A 13,989-nucleotide genomic window follows, 5' to 3' on the forward strand; every position below is an offset into this window, starting at 1 on the left:
AATGCAGCAGCATGGCGACCTGCCTTCGGCAGGCAGCTACTTGGTTAACTGATGGACCAGCCGGGCGGCCACGCGGGCGCTGCGGTTATCCTGATCCAGGTTCGGGTTGTACTCGGCCAAATCGGCGAGCCGCAGCTTGCCGCTGGCCCGGATATGGGCGATCAGGGGTTCGATGACCGCCAGCTCGACGCCGCGAGCGGCGGGGGCGCTCACCCCCGGCATCACTGCGCCGGGCAAGACGTCGAGATCGATGGTCAGATAGAGGTGATCGCAGCGGGCGATAAAGCCATCCAGCCCGTTCAGAAGCTCGGGCAATTCGGCCAGGGTCATGGCCTCATCCAGCGCATACCAAGCCCTCAGCTCATCAGCCCGGGCAAACAGGGCCTGGGTATTGGCGGTCTCGGCCACCCCGAGACAGGCGTAGTGAAACGGCGTGCCTTGGGCAGCGCACTGCTCGGCGATCTGGAAGAAGGGGGTACCTGAGCTGGCCTGATCTCGCTTCATGCGCAGATCGAAGTGGGCATCGAAGTTGATGATGCCAACCCGGCCCTGGCCAGACAGATGACGGTTAAGGCCGCTCCAGCTGCCGAACGCCACCTCATGGCCGCCCCCCAGCACCAGCGGGAAGTGGCCTTCATCCAGCAGGCTTGCCACCCGCTCGGCCAGACGGGCATGAGCGGCATCGAGATCGCCGTCGTCGCAGCCCACATCGCCGGTATCATAGACAGGTTTGCTCAGATGCCAGGCACTGTTGGCCAGCAGCTTGCGGATCGCCAGCGGTGCGCCGGCTGCCCCCGCGCGCCCCTTGTTGCGGCGCACCCCCTCGTCGCAGGCAAAGCCCACCAGAGCGACGCCGGGGGCGGCATCATCACCACCCGCCCCGGTGGCTTGCCAGGGTTGCACCTTGTCGTGCCAACGCAGGGCAAGCTCGCCATCTTCCGGATCCTGACGCCCCTGCCAGACCGACATATGTGGCAGGCTGAACTTATCCATGCAGCGTCTCCTCGCCGTTGACGATACGGCTCACCAGCTGATCGACGCCAATGAGGTAACTGAGTTCAGCCGGGTGCGCGCAGTTCCAGACCAGGAAATCCGCCAACATACCGACTCTCAACTGCCCCAAACGCTCCTGCTCGCCAAGCGCGCGGGCGGCGTTGCGGGTCACCCCGACCATGGCCTCGACCGGGGTCAGACCGAACAGGGTACAGGCCATGTTCATGGCCATGCGCAGCGACACAATGGGGGCAGTGCCTGGGTTGATGTCGGAGGAGACCGCCATGGGCACATGGGCCTTGCGCAGGGCTGCAACAGGGGGCAATTTGGTCTCTTTCAGGAAATAAAATGCGGTGGGCAGCAGGGTGGCGACCACGCCGCGGTGGGCCAGCGCCTGGATCCCTTCCTGATCCAGATGCTCCAGATGATCCACCGACAGGGCGCCAAAGTTGGCGGCCAGCGCACTGCCCCCCAGATTGGAGAGCTGCTCCATGTGGCCCTTCACCGCCAGACCGTATTGATCCGCGGCCAGATAAACCTGCTCGGTCTGGGCCAGCGAGAAGCCGATGTGCTCGCAGAAGACGTCCACCGCATCGGCCAAGCCTGCCTCGGCCGCCGCCGGGATGATCTCCTGGCAGATGGTCTCGACCCAGGAGTCGGGATCGTCACGATATTCAGGCGGCACCGCATGGGCAGCCAGCAGTGTGGTCTTGACCCGAATGGGCAGCGCCTCCCCCAGTAGGCGGGCAACCCGCAACATCTTGAGCTCATCATCCAGAGTGAGGCCGTAGCCGGACTTGATCTCCACTGTGGTGACCCCTTCCCGGATCAGCGACCTGATCCTGGCTGCCGCCAACGTGAACAGCTGCTCCTCGCTGGCGGCACGGGTGGCCCGCACCGTACTGAGAATGCCGCCGCCCTTACGGGCGATCTCGGCATAGGGCACCCCTTTCTGGCGCAGCTCAAACTCTTCGGCCCGGCTGCCGGCGAAGATGAGATGGGTGTGACAGTCGATGAGGCCGGGCGTCACCAACTTGCCCTTCATGTCCTGCCAGTGGGCGGGATAAGGGCCTTTGAGATCCTGCATGGGCACCAGGGCGTGGATCTTGCCTTCATGAACGCCGAGGGCGTGGGGTTCCAGCAGACCGTAGTCCGCCAGATCGGGGCGCAGGGTGGCGGGTGTCACGTTGAGCCAGACCCGCTCGCAGTTCAACAGTTCCTTGTTCATACCGACCTCTAAATGTATATACATTAATTTATATCCGATCTTTGTCAGGAAAGAAAGGATCAAATTCACATCTTGATAACAGCGCTGTAATTAGACGTTAAGCACAAAAAAGCCCACCATGAGGTGGGCTCCGTTAAAAAGATATGTATATACAATCAATTGAGACTGGTCTTGGAGCTCAGCTTGTAGCGAGAACCCGGCGAGAGCAGGCGGGCATAGGAGACCAGATAACCTTCCGACCAGGTACGGCGGTGCAGCAACAGGCAGGGGGTATCGACCCGCACCTGCAGCAGACGGGCTTCACCGGCGCTCGGTAACACGGCCTCTACCACATGCTCCATCTCGGAGAGAGGACAGACGTCCATCAGGTAGCGATTCGGGGTCTGTTGAGTGAAATCCTGCTCGCCATAACCGGGCAGACGCTCGGCATCGACAAAGCGCTCCTCCAGTTGCAGCGGCTCCCCATCGGCCTGATGGACGATAAGGCTATGGAAGATGGCAGCACCGACTCTCAGCCCGAGCTGGACCGCCACCTTCTCGTCGGCGGCCTGGCGTTGCAGCCGGATCACCCTGGCGCTGTACTGGCTGCCGCGCTCGGCGATCTCGTCGGCTATGTTGCGAATGGCCAGCAAGGGCGACTCGGTGCGCCTGTCCGCCACAAAGCTGCCAGAGCCGGCGGTACGCACCAGCCAACCCTCGGCCACCAGCTCGCGCAGCGCCTTGTTGACCGTCATCCGGCTCACGGTGAACTGCTCGCACAGCGCGGCCTCGGTCGGGATCCGGTCCCCCGCCTGATAGCGGCGTTCGCGGATCCCGTCCAGGATGTGCTGCTTGATCTGGAGATAAAGGGCTGGTGCCAACGGCAGGTTCCTCAGCGACGGCGGTGGGGCGGACGCATGTCCGGCCAGGCGCGGTAAACATCGGGGATCTGCTCCGGCCCGCTGATGCAGAGATCCAGATCGTGCAACAGACCATCCTTGATGCCATAGATCCAGCCGTGCACCGCCAGCTCCTGCCCCTTGCGCCAGGCATTCTGGATGATGGTGGTGTGGCAGACGTTGGCTACCTGCTCGGCCACGTTCAGCTCGCACAGGTAATCGAAACGCTCGTGCTCATCTTCGATGGCATCCAGCTGTTCACCATACTTGAAATAGACATCCTTGATATTGCGCAACCAGTTGTCGATGAGCCCCAGCTCCTGATTCTGCATCGCCGCCTTGACGCCGCCACAACCATAGTGACCGCAGATGATGATGTGTTTCACCTTGAGCACCTCGACCGCGTATTGCAGCACCGAGAGGCAGTTGAAGTCGGTGTGCACCACCAGATTGGCGACGTTGCGGTGGACGAAAACATCCCCCGGCAGCAAGCCCATCAGCTGGTTGGCGGGAACCCGGCTGTCGGAGCAACCGATCCAGAGGTATTCAGGGGCCTGCTGGGCGGAGAGGGTAGCGAAGAAATTCGGGTCTTCGGCCTTGATCCGTTCCGCCCACTCGCGGTTGTTGGTAAACAGGTCGTTCAACAGTTTCACTATCTGCTCTCCCTACTGTGGCTGTGGCGGCAACATAACATAGACAAGGGTAACCAAGGCAAGGCCGACCAGATACTCGCGAAACAAAAACAGGGCCATCAGGCCCTGTTTTTATGGGGGAGGCATCAGGCCTCCATGGCGTCTTTCAGCTTCTTGAGTGCATTTTTCTCAAGCTGACGCACCCGTTCGGCAGAGACACCATAGGTGTCGGCCAGCTCCTGCAGGGTGGTCTTGCTGTCATCATCGAGCCAGCGGGCGCGGATGATGTGCTGACTGCGCTCATCCAGAGTGGCGAGGGCCGAGCTCAGGCGACGGGTCGCATGGTCATCCCAGTTGTCATTCTCTATGGTGGCCGCCAGATCAGACGATTTGTCTTCCAGATAATGAACCGGGGCAAAGCCGCCTTCGTCTTCATCATCACCGACCAGATCGAACGCCTGATCGTAGTTGCTCATACGTGCTTCCATCTCGGTCACATCGGTCGGGGAAACGCCCAACTCGGCGGCGACGGCCTGCACTTCGTCATGGCTGAACCAGCCCAGACGCTTCTTGGATTTGCGCAGGTTGAAGAAGAGTTTGCGCTGAGCTTTGGTGGTCGCCACCTTGACCATGCGCCAGTTGCGCAGGACATATTCGTGGATCTCGGCCTTGATCCAGTGCACGGCGAAGGAGACAAGCCGTACCCCGACGGTCGGGTCGAAGCGCTTGACGGCCTTCATCAGGCCTATGTTGCCTTCCTGAACCAGATCAGCCTGGGGCAGACCGTAACCGGCATAACTCTTGGCGACGTGAACGACAAAACGCAGGTGCGACATGACCAGCTGACGGGCAGCCTCGAGATCACCACCCTGCTGCAAACGCTCAGCCAGCTCACGCTCTTCCTCTGCGGTCAGCACAGGAATCGAGTTAACTGCCTGGGTATAGCCTTCCAGACTACCTTGCGGAATCAGAGCCATAGTGCGTTGCAATGAAGTTCCCATGTTCTACCTCTTTCTTTTCAATCGAATCAGTCTAACACCCTGAGAGGGACTGTCTACTGACCGGACGCCATTCTGCGGCCTGTATCAAACATAGTGGGCATGTCTGAACCGAGTTTATCTTAGGCCGGCAGGATGAATCATGAATGAACAGTCAAAAAAAGGGGGTCACAATCAAGGACCCCCGAAAAGTAGCATGCTAAGTCCATTGTTGCGGAGCTCGCAACCTTCACATGCTTGCCAAGTCAGACGAGCAAGGCAGAGGGCCACACCCGTATAAGTTCTTCAGCACTTGTAGACTGCTTATAAATCAGAAGGTTCGCAGGATCCAGAGAAGATCCAGAAGATCGGTTTCGTTCAGATTACCCTCAGAACGCTGTCCATGCCAGAAACGGCCACTCTTTTACTTGATCCGTATCTCAAAATCCAGCGCTTTAAAATGCTGATAAATTAATCAGGATGGTTCTATGTCGCGAATGTGGCGATGGACCGAGAACCAGGAAGCGATCAACCCCAGTAGAGCCCCAAGCAGAATCAGATTAATCCCATCCACCGCACCCATGCCGACTAGCCGGAAATGGCTGTTGTAGAGCCCGGCCAGCTCCTTTACCACCCCCTCGCTCCAGATCACCATCACCTCGGTCAGCCACCAGGCCAACATGCCGCCGATGACCCCGAACCAGATGCCGGTATAAAGGAAGGGACGATGAATGAAGGCATCGGTCGCCCCCACCAGCTTGAGAACTTCGATCTCGGATCGCTGGTTAAGGATGTTCAGGCGCAGGGTATTACCGACGATCAGCAGCACGGCGGAGAGCAGCAGCACAGCGATACCTGTGATGGTGTGGCGCAGCAGGTTCATGATCCCCTGCAAGCGGGTCAGCCACTGCAGATCCAGCTTGCCCTGCTCGACGCCATCCTCGTTGTTCAGCTTGTTGAGTAGCTCGGCAGCCCCTTCCGGATTCTGCCAGCGGGGATCGGGAATAACGCTCAGCACAGGCGGCAGCGGGTTGCTGTCGAGGTAGTCAAGCGCGTCGCCGAAACCGGAGATCTCGCGAAACTCCTTGAGCGACTCATCCCGGCTCATGTAGGTGACGGATTCCACCTCGGGATAGAGCAGGATCCGCTGCTGCATGTCGAGAATGCTCTGCTCGGGCAGATCCTTGCGAAGATAGAGGGAGATCTGGGAGCTGGTCTGCCAACTCCCTTCCACCACCTCGGCGTTTTTCAGCAGCACATGGAAGCAGGAGGGCAGCGCCAGGCTGACGCCAAGCACTGCCAGCGTCATCAGGGAGGCCAGCGGATTGCGCCACAGCTCGCCCAGACTGGAGAAGGCCTGACGGGCGTGGTCAACCCAGTACATCATGAACCGGCGCAGCGGCGGTTGTTTATGACGAACGATAGCCATCAGCGCTCCTCCCCTGCCGAATACATGCGTCCCGCCTTGAGGGTCAGCGTGCGATAGCGCATGCGAGCGATCAGCCCCAGATCGTGGGTGGCAATCAGCACGGAAACACCGAAGCGATTGAACTCCTCGAACAGCCGCATGATATCCATGGAGAGCTGGGGATCCAGGTTGCCGGTCGGTTCATCCGCCAGCAGCAGCGGTGGCTTGTTGACGATGGCACGAGCGATGCCGACCCGCTGTTGTTCACCACCGGAGAGCATGCGCGGCTGGTAACGCTCCTTGCCGAGCAACCCCACCTTGTCCAGCGCCGCGGCCACCCGTTTGTTGATATCGGCATGGCTGTAGCCATCGATCACCAACGGCAGCGCCACGTTGTCGAATACGGTTCTGTCCATCAGCAGCCGGTGATCCTGAAATATCATGCCGATCTGGCGGCGCACATAGGGGATCTCTCCCCGCTTGATATGACTGACGTCGTCGCCATGAAAGAAGACGCGACCATCGGTCGGTCGCTCCATCACGCTGATCAGTTTGAGGAGAGTGCTCTTGCCCGCCCCCGAGTGCCCGGTCAGGAAGGCCATCTCCCCCTTGCGCAGGTGAAAGCTGACCTTCTGCAACGCCTGATGGCCGCCGCTGTATACCTTGCTGACCTTATCGAAACGAATCATAACGGATCCCTGACATTGACAAGCCCCGACCTGAGTCGGAGCATGTGGCGCTTACCATCACGCCTGAGCTTACTCATCGCGACTGAACAGTGCCTCGATAAAGTCGTTGGCGACGAAGGGGCGCAGATCATCGATCCCCTCGCCCACCCCGATATAGCGGATCGGGATCTGGAACTTGTCGGCCACCGCGAAGATAACGCCGCCCTTGGCGGTCCCGTCCAGCTTGGTGAGGACTATGCCATCCAGCCCCACCGCCTCGCTGAACAGCTTGGCCTGGCTGAGGGCGTTCTGGCCCGTGCCCGCATCCAGGGTCAGCATGACCTGGTGGGGTGCCTCTTCATCCAGCTTCTTCATCACCCGCACCACCTTCTTGAGCTCTTCCATCAGATTGCTCTTGTTTTGCAGGCGACCAGCGGTATCGGCGATCAGCACGTCGGCCCCGCGTGAGCGGGCGGCCTCGATGGCGTCATAAATGACGGAGGCGGAGTCGGCACCGGTATGCTGGGCGATCACGGGGATGTTGTTGCGCTGACCCCATACCTGCAGCTGCTCAACCGCAGCGGCACGGAAGGTATCGCCGGCAGCCAGCATGACGCTCTTGCCTTCGGCCTGGAACTGCTTGGCCAGCTTGCCGATGGTGGTGGTCTTGCCGACGCCGTTCACGCCGACCATCAGGATCACGTAAGGCTTCTTGCTGGTATCGATCACCAGCGGCTGCTCAACCTGAGCCAGCATAGCGCCCATGTCCTGCTTGAGCAGGCCGTAGAGCGCCTCGGCATCCTTGAGCTGTTTGCGATCCGCATGCTGCACCAGGCCATCTATGATGCGGCGTGTGGTATCGACGCCCAGATCGGCAGTCAGCAGCTGGGTCTCCAGCTCTTCAAACAGCTCATCGTCGATCTTCTTGCCACGGAACAGACCGAAGAAACCGGAGCCAATGTTCTCCTTGGTGCGCACCAGACTGCGTTTAAGGCGGGCAAAGAAGCCCTCCCGCTGCGGCTTGTCCTGGGTATCATCATCCACCTTGGCGGCCAGCGGCAGGGCAGCCAATGCGGCGGCTTCAGCCTCCATCTCAGCGACCAGGCGAAGATCTTCCGCTCTCTGGGCCTCTTTGGCGAGACGAGCCTCTTCGGCAGCCTGCGCTTCGGCGGCGACACGGGCGGCTTCGGCAGCCTGCGCCTCAGCGGCAATGCGGGCAGCTTCAGCAGCTTGTGCCTCGGCGGCGACACGGGCGGCTTCGGCAGCCTGCGCCTCGGCGGCGACACGGGCGACTTCGGCAGCCTCTGCCTCGGCGGCGATACGAGCAGCTTCGGCAACTTGTGCCTCGGCGGCGATACGAGCGGCTTCAGCAGCCTCTGCCTCGGCGGCGACACGAGCGACTTCAGCAGCCTGCGCCTCGGCGGCAACACAGGCGGCTTCAGCAGCTTGTGCCTCGGCAGCGATGCGGGCGACTTCGGCAGCTTGTGCCTCGGCAGCGATGCGGGCGACTTCGGCAGCCTCTGCCTCGGCGGCAATGCGGGCAGCTTCGGCAGCTTGTGCCTCGGCGGCGATGCGGGCGACTTCGGCAGCCTCTGCCTCGGCACTCTCCTGCTCGATCAGCAGTTCATTGACGATGACGGGCTCCAGCTCGGAGGCACACTCTTCCACCACCAGCGGACCCGCGTCCAGTTCGGTAGGGGTACAGCAATCATCATGGTGCGCAGCGCCAGCAGGCAGGAGATCATTCTGTGCGCTGACGGGCAATTCGGGGGGCACTACCGGCGTAGTATGGGAAACGGGAGCGGAGTGAGCTACGATCTCAGGCTCAACGGGAATGGGGGTGGCTTGGGGTGTCTGTGGTTGGACAGCCTCAGCCTCTTCTTTCTTGCGGCCGAAACCCAGCCAGGAAAACAAACCTTTTGCCATCTAAAAATACTCACATCAAAGGCTGACTGCTAAGATAGCCGTCCCTTGGCGGGTCGGCATAAAAATGAACCGCCTTATACTACCACTTTATTTTCTGACGACGAAACGCGATGCCCAGAGTGAAATCCAGCCATAACAGCACGAGCAAGAACCCAGCCCCACAGGGAAAATCAGGCTTTGTCAGAATCATCAGCGGCCAGTGGCGAGGCCGCAAATTGCCGGTCAAGGATGTGGAAGGGTTAAGACCCACCACGGATCGCGTCAAAGAGACCATCTTCAACTGGCTGGCCCCCCATATCCGTGGCACTCGCTGTCTGGATCTGTTCGCCGGCAGCGGCGGTCTGGGGCTGGAGGCGCTGTCGCGCTATGCCGAGCAGGTGACCCTGATCGAAATGGACAAGAGCGCCGCCGACCAGATCAAAAAGAATCTGGCTGCCCTCGGCAGCAGCCAGGGGCAGGTGATCCAGTCCGATGCCGTCAGCTGGCTGCAAGGTCCGGCCACGCCGTTCGATCTGGTGTTTCTCGATCCGCCGTTTCGGCGCGAGCTGCTGCCCCAAGTGTGCGAGCTACTGGAGCAGCGCGGCTGGCTGGCAAAGGATGCCCTCATCTATCTGGAGCGGGAGAAGGAGATGGCGGATCTGGCACTGCCCGCCAGCTGGCAACTGCTCAAGGACAAGCAGGCCGGCCAGGTCTGCTATCAACTCTATCTACGGGACACCAGGAATGACGCTGCGGTTTAAATACCGGGTGGGCGGGGGGAAATCGGCGCTGTGCCCCTCCCCGTCAATTTGGGCAACGGCTCAAGGACAAGCAGGCCGGTCAGGTCTGCTATCAACTCTATCTACGGGAGGTAAACGATGAAGCGGGTATTTACTCTGTTGGCGATGGGGCTGACCCTGTTCTTCTGGTTAGGCGTGCTGGTCAGTCTGGTGGCTCCGCTACCTGGCAAGCTGAATGATCTTTTGCCGATCTGCGGCCTGCTCATCGCCCTGGTCCACCTAGTGCAAGCCAGCATGGTGAAGTCTGCCTGCAAGCCCTATTTCGTGGTCACAAAACTTGAAGTCATACTGATACTGGTATTCGGCGTCTTTGGCATGGTGGATATTCGCGCCAGACTCAAAGCCATCATAGAAGCCAAACAGCATGGCACAGAGATAAACAACGCCGAATAAGACAGCACCTCTGTCTGTCAGGAAGGAGTGCCCGTCACTCCTTCTCTTTTTTCCCCACACTGATACCCAGCTTGATCGACAGCACAGCCAGCAGCAGCAACATCATGATGAGCGCGAAGAAGTTGCTGCCAAGCTCGGGGTACTGCACCTTGACCAGCGCCGAGTGGCCGAAGCCGCCGATGAAAAGGCAGAGCAGCATGCAGAGCGGTGTATTGCCCTCCAGCGACACGTGACGATAGTGCTGGTAGAGCTGATAGGCAGCCAACACCAGGGCAATCATGGGGAAGAAGGAGAAGGGGAGCACCGACTCGGTCAGCACCGACAGGGAAGCATCCCAACAGATGCCAATGAGCAGGGCCAGCAGCAGGGGTTTCTTCGGGATCGGATTCTGATCATGCATGGAAGTGTCCATCCTTGGTTTAAGAAAGGGGTTGGCGGCGCTTCTGGTTCTGAACCTCGGCACCCATGGCGATCATGCGCAGCTGGCGTATGGTGCGATCAGACAAGGCCCGGCACTCTTCGCAGGTCATGTCGAGGGCATCTGCACCGGCGCTGAAGACGATGGTCACCATGGCTTCGGCCTGGATGTAGGCCTCTTCCCTCGGCGCCCCCGTGGTGGCTTCGAGATAATCGGTCAGCTCGGCGATGAAGTGCTGTATCTCCCGCGCCACCGCCTGCCGAAATGCCGCCGAGGTACCGGAACGCTCACGCAGCAGCAGCCGGAAGATGTTCGGATTGTTCTCGACGAACTCCATGAAGGTCTGTACCGAGGTGCTGATGACGCTGCCGCCGCCGGCGATGCGCTGACGCGCCTGACGCATCAACTGGCGCAGGGTCAGGCCACCTTCATCCACCAGGGTCAGCCCCAGCTCCTCCATGTCGCGAAAATGGCGATAGAACGAGGTCGGTGCTATACCCGCCTCCCGCGCTACTTCCCGCAGGCTGAGGTTGGAAAAGCTGCGATTGGCGCACAGTTGACTGAACGCAGCATCGATCAGCGTACGCCGGGTTTTTTCTTTTTGTTGCGCGCGAATACCCACGAAAACAGTCACCTTCAGGTTATCGAGGCCAGATGATAACCCGAAGGCCGAGTCGGGATCAGGTTTGTCTCCTACTTTTTTACCATTGACCCGCATTCTGGCTGCGTGGAGAATGGCGCACAGCTGTTCGCTGAAAGGAACCGAGTGAGATGGAACGCCCACCGATCATCATGACCAATACCCTGCTGTTTGCCCTCTCCGGGTTGACCGCACTGATCGCCGTGCCCTGGTACGGCATGACCCATGGCTATGACCTCTGGCAGTGGAGCTGCTTCCTGCTGCTGTTCTGTTACAGCGGTATCTCCATCACGGCTGGCTATCACCGCCTCTGGTCGCACAAGGCCTACAAGGCCCACCCGATCCTGCAGTGGATCCTCGCCATCGGCGGTGCCCTCGCCTTGCAAAACTCGGCCCAGCACTGGTCTTCCGATCACCGTCGTCACCATCGCCACGTGGATGACAACCTGAAGGATCCCTACAGCGCAGGTCGCGGCTTCTGGTACTCCCACATCGGCTGGATGCTGCGTGAGTACCAGCGCGATATCTACAACGATTACAGCAACGTGCGGGATCTGCAGAACAACCCCGTCGTCGTTTTCCAGCACAAACACTATCTGGCACTGACCCTGGCCACCAACCTGGGGATCCCGCTGCTGCTGGGACTTGTCCACGGCGATCTGCTCGGCATGCTGCTGTTGGCCGGGGTGCTGCGCATGGTGATGACCCACCACACCACCTTCTTCATCAACTCCCTGGCCCACATCTGGGGCAGCCAGCCGTTTACCGACCGCAATACGGCGCGGGACAACGGCATCCTGGCCTTCTTCACCTTTGGCGAGGGCTATCATAACTTCCACCACCTGTTCGAGAACGACTATCGCAACGGCATCCACTGGTGGCAGTTCGATCCCACCAAGTGGCTGATCCGCAGCGCCTCCTGGTGCGGGCTGACCCGGGATCTGAGATCCTGTCCGGAAGAACTGATCGAACAAGCCAGACTGGAGATGCAGCTCAAACGGGCGCAGGCCAAGTTGCGCAAACGCGATGACCGGGAGCTATGGCAGGCACTGTTGCAGGAGGAGTACGACAAGCTGAGCCAGCAGTTACAGCACTACTACGCCAGCCGCAAGCGCCTGCTGGAACAGCGCAAGCGCAAAGCGCTGGCCCGCTATGACAAGTTGAAGCTGCAGCTGGAGTATCGCAATCTGCACGATGGCTTCGTTGCCAGCAAGCGCAACTGGAGCCGACTGCTGGCAGGTATCGCCTGATCATGAGCCGTCGGGCTGAACAGAGCAAAAACCGCCAACCGGCGGTCTTTTTCCGGGAGCGACTCAGCCAGCGGGCCATAAAAAATGGGGTGACATTTCCATGTCACCCCCTCGCAAATAGCATGTTCCATATTGGAATCCGGTCCTGTCGGGTGCCTGTCCTGTTTCCTGAGTTTCCGCTACCCATCTGAAGCAGGTGCCTGCTGGAGTAATCCAATCGGCCAGTACTCTTCACGACCCTCTTCCACACGGCAGACAAGCCACCGTGTTTATCCTTGCAACTGAAATATTACGCAGTTAAATAAAATAAAAAACCGTTTTATTCATTGGCGTATGCAAGTAACTGGACGATCTCAGGATTCCTGCACCTGAACAAACTGATGAAAAACAATACGATAAAAACATTCATCGCCTTTGGATGGCAAACGTTATCCTCGAAGGCGTACAAGGCTTTGCGAGATCTCGCACAAGAAATGACCCGCTCACAACCAACGCTGCAGCGGCAGCCAGTCGCTCACCCTGGCCAGCAATCGGCGCAAGGTCGACTGTGGTGCGACAACGGAATGGGACGACCGCTGCTGCCACCCCGCCAGCCACAGCTGCAACTCGGCGCAGAGCGCGGGGCACTCCAGGTGCAACATCAGCTCTGTGTTGAGCATCAGGGAGCGGGGATCCAGATTGAAGCTGCCTAGCAGCGCCTCCCCTTCCCCGATCAGGATCAGCTTGGCGTGCAGGCTAAGGCCCTCCCCCTCCAACTCGGACAGCGCTATCCCCTGCCGTATCAGCCAGGGGCGATGACGCCGGTAGACGCCATACACCAAGGGCACGTCCGTGCTGGCCAAGGAGTTGGTAAGAATCTCTATGCTCACCCCCGCCCGGCGCTGCTGCCTCAGCCGGCGGCGTAGCCCCCGGGTCAGGATCAGGTAAGGGCTCACCAACTTCAGACTCCCCAGGTTGTCGGCCAGCTTGCGCCAGAGCAGGGGCGCCGTGGTCGGCCGCGACACCAGCCCCTTGCCTGGCCGGTCGAACCATACCTCGGCCTGTCCCGGATGCCAGTTCAGGGAGGCAGGCTCGGCGTCAAACAGGCTGGCGGGCAGGTCATAGATGGCCGCCACCTGCGGATCGGTCAGGGTAAGCAGAAAGTCGTTCACCGCCGCCACTTCGGCCCGCACCAAGGAACGACGCAGCAAGCGGCGGATCGGGTGACTCCAGCGGCTGCGCCAGAATTGATCGAAGCCCTGTTCGGCCTGCTGGCAAAGCAAACCACGGCAGGCGAGATCCAGATCGACGAATTGGGGCGTACCGCCCAGCCCGAAGTAGCGGTCACCTATGTTGCGACCGCCGATCACCGCCTGGTTGCCATCCACCAGCAGCAACTTGTTGTGCATGCGGTGATTGATGCGGCGAAAGCTGAACATACCCTCCAGAAACAGGGTCAACGGACGCCAGCCCCGCAGCCAAAAGGGGTTGAACAGCCGCACTTCTATGCCGGGCTGATGGGCCACCATCTCCAGGAAACGGTTATCGCCAGCATAGAGGTCGTCGATGAGCAGTTGTACCCGCACCCCGCGCCGGGCCGCGTGCAGCAGCTCCGACAACAGCAGCTTGCCGCTGCTGTCTTCCTCCCAGCTGTAGTATTGGGCCTGGATCCGGCTGCGGGCGCTGCGGATCAGCTGGCAGCGCACCTTGAGCGCAAGCTCGGGTTGATCAATCAGTGCAAATTCGCCGGGGATCATGGCGTCATCTGCCTGTCATGGGGAAATGGCATAACGCTGGCTATAGACCTCATTGGAACGTGG

Annotated in this window: 14 protein-coding genes; 3 read left to right on the forward strand and 11 right to left on the reverse strand. The window is 60.1% G+C overall.

Annotated features, from left to right (window positions below; all coding sequences use genetic code 11):
- Nucleotides 1-36: 36 nt before the first annotated feature.
- The 8 genes from hutG to ftsY form a co-directional block, all read right to left on the reverse strand.
- Entirely contained in the window at nt 37-993 is a 957-nt protein-coding gene (gene hutG, locus GWQ22_RS00555; RefSeq protein WP_275929175.1) for a formimidoylglutamase, read from the reverse strand.
- Nucleotides 986-2,221 (reverse strand): imidazolonepropionase, encoded by a 1,236-nt coding sequence (gene hutI / locus GWQ22_RS00560; RefSeq protein ID WP_275929176.1) that lies wholly within the window; start codon nt 2,219-2,221, stop codon nt 986-988. The genes hutG and hutI overlap by 8 nt, the downstream gene beginning before the upstream one ends.
- Nucleotides 2,222-2,376: 155 nt before the next feature.
- A complete protein-coding gene (hutC, locus tag GWQ22_RS00565; protein ID WP_275929177.1) occupies nt 2,377-3,081 on the reverse strand; it encodes a histidine utilization repressor in 705 nt (234 codons plus the stop codon).
- A gap of 11 nt (nt 3,082-3,092) precedes the next feature.
- The gene (can, locus tag GWQ22_RS00570; protein ID WP_042037997.1) at nt 3,093-3,752 is read right to left on the reverse strand and encodes a carbonate dehydratase; all 660 of its coding nucleotides are present in this window, start codon (nt 3,750-3,752) and stop codon (nt 3,093-3,095) included.
- A 125-nt stretch (nt 3,753-3,877) separates the two neighbouring features.
- Nucleotides 3,878-4,732 carry an RNA polymerase sigma factor RpoH gene (gene rpoH, locus GWQ22_RS00575; RefSeq protein WP_042037999.1) on the reverse strand — a complete coding sequence of 285 codons (855 nt, stop codon included), beginning with the start codon at nt 4,730-4,732 and terminating at the stop codon, nt 3,878-3,880.
- Nucleotides 4,733-5,183: 451 nt separating this feature from the next.
- Nucleotides 5,184-6,137 carry a permease-like cell division protein FtsX gene (ftsX, locus tag GWQ22_RS00580; RefSeq protein WP_042038000.1) on the reverse strand — a complete coding sequence of 318 codons (954 nt, stop codon included), beginning with the start codon at nt 6,135-6,137 and terminating at the stop codon, nt 5,184-5,186.
- Nucleotides 6,137-6,805, reverse strand: a complete 669-nt coding sequence (gene ftsE / locus GWQ22_RS00585) for a cell division ATP-binding protein FtsE (RefSeq protein WP_042038003.1) — start codon at nt 6,803-6,805, stop codon at nt 6,137-6,139. Before ftsE ends, ftsX begins: the two co-directional genes overlap by 1 nt.
- 69 nt (nt 6,806-6,874) lie before the next feature.
- Nucleotides 6,875-8,710 carry a signal recognition particle-docking protein FtsY gene (gene ftsY, locus GWQ22_RS00590; RefSeq protein ID WP_275929178.1) on the reverse strand — a complete coding sequence of 612 codons (1,836 nt, stop codon included), beginning with the start codon at nt 8,708-8,710 and terminating at the stop codon, nt 6,875-6,877.
- Between the two features lie 110 nt (nt 8,711-8,820).
- Between ftsY and rsmD the strand changes: the two genes are divergently transcribed.
- A complete protein-coding gene (gene rsmD, locus GWQ22_RS00595) occupies nt 8,821-9,450 on the forward strand; it encodes a 16S rRNA (guanine(966)-N(2))-methyltransferase RsmD (RefSeq protein WP_275929179.1) in 630 nt (209 codons plus the stop codon).
- A gap of 117 nt (nt 9,451-9,567) precedes the next feature.
- Nucleotides 9,568-9,882, forward strand: coding sequence for a DUF1145 domain-containing protein (locus tag GWQ22_RS00600; RefSeq protein ID WP_042038006.1), 315 nt, complete (start codon nt 9,568-9,570; stop codon nt 9,880-9,882).
- A gap of 34 nt (nt 9,883-9,916) precedes the next feature.
- Here the strand turns inward: GWQ22_RS00600 and GWQ22_RS00605 are convergent, their stop codons facing one another.
- Together GWQ22_RS00605 and fabR are read right to left on the reverse strand one after the other, a co-directional pair.
- Nucleotides 9,917-10,282 carry a YijD family membrane protein gene (locus GWQ22_RS00605; RefSeq protein WP_157013440.1) on the reverse strand — a complete coding sequence of 122 codons (366 nt, stop codon included), beginning with the start codon at nt 10,280-10,282 and terminating at the stop codon, nt 9,917-9,919.
- 19 nt (nt 10,283-10,301) lie between these two features.
- Nucleotides 10,302-10,922, reverse strand: coding sequence for an HTH-type transcriptional repressor FabR (gene fabR, locus GWQ22_RS00610; protein WP_042038011.1), 621 nt, complete (start codon nt 10,920-10,922; stop codon nt 10,302-10,304).
- A 149-nt stretch (nt 10,923-11,071) separates the two neighbouring features.
- On the opposite strand from fabR, the gene GWQ22_RS00615 reads away from it, so the two are divergent.
- A complete protein-coding gene (locus GWQ22_RS00615; protein ID WP_042038013.1) occupies nt 11,072-12,190 on the forward strand; it encodes a fatty acid desaturase in 1,119 nt (372 codons plus the stop codon).
- A 482-nt stretch (nt 12,191-12,672) separates the two neighbouring features.
- Here GWQ22_RS00615 and GWQ22_RS00620 read toward each other — a convergent pair whose 3' ends face one another.
- Nucleotides 12,673-13,926: a phospholipase D family protein gene (locus tag GWQ22_RS00620; protein ID WP_275929180.1), complete on the reverse strand. Its 1,254-nt coding sequence runs from the start codon at nt 13,924-13,926 to the stop codon at nt 12,673-12,675.
- Between the last annotated feature and the right edge of the window lie 63 nt (nt 13,927-13,989).

Origin of the sequence: Aeromonas sp. 1HA1 (genome assembly GCF_029237385.1) — a bacterium.
GTDB classification, from domain to species: domain Bacteria; phylum Pseudomonadota; class Gammaproteobacteria; order Enterobacterales; family Aeromonadaceae; genus Aeromonas; species Aeromonas popoffii.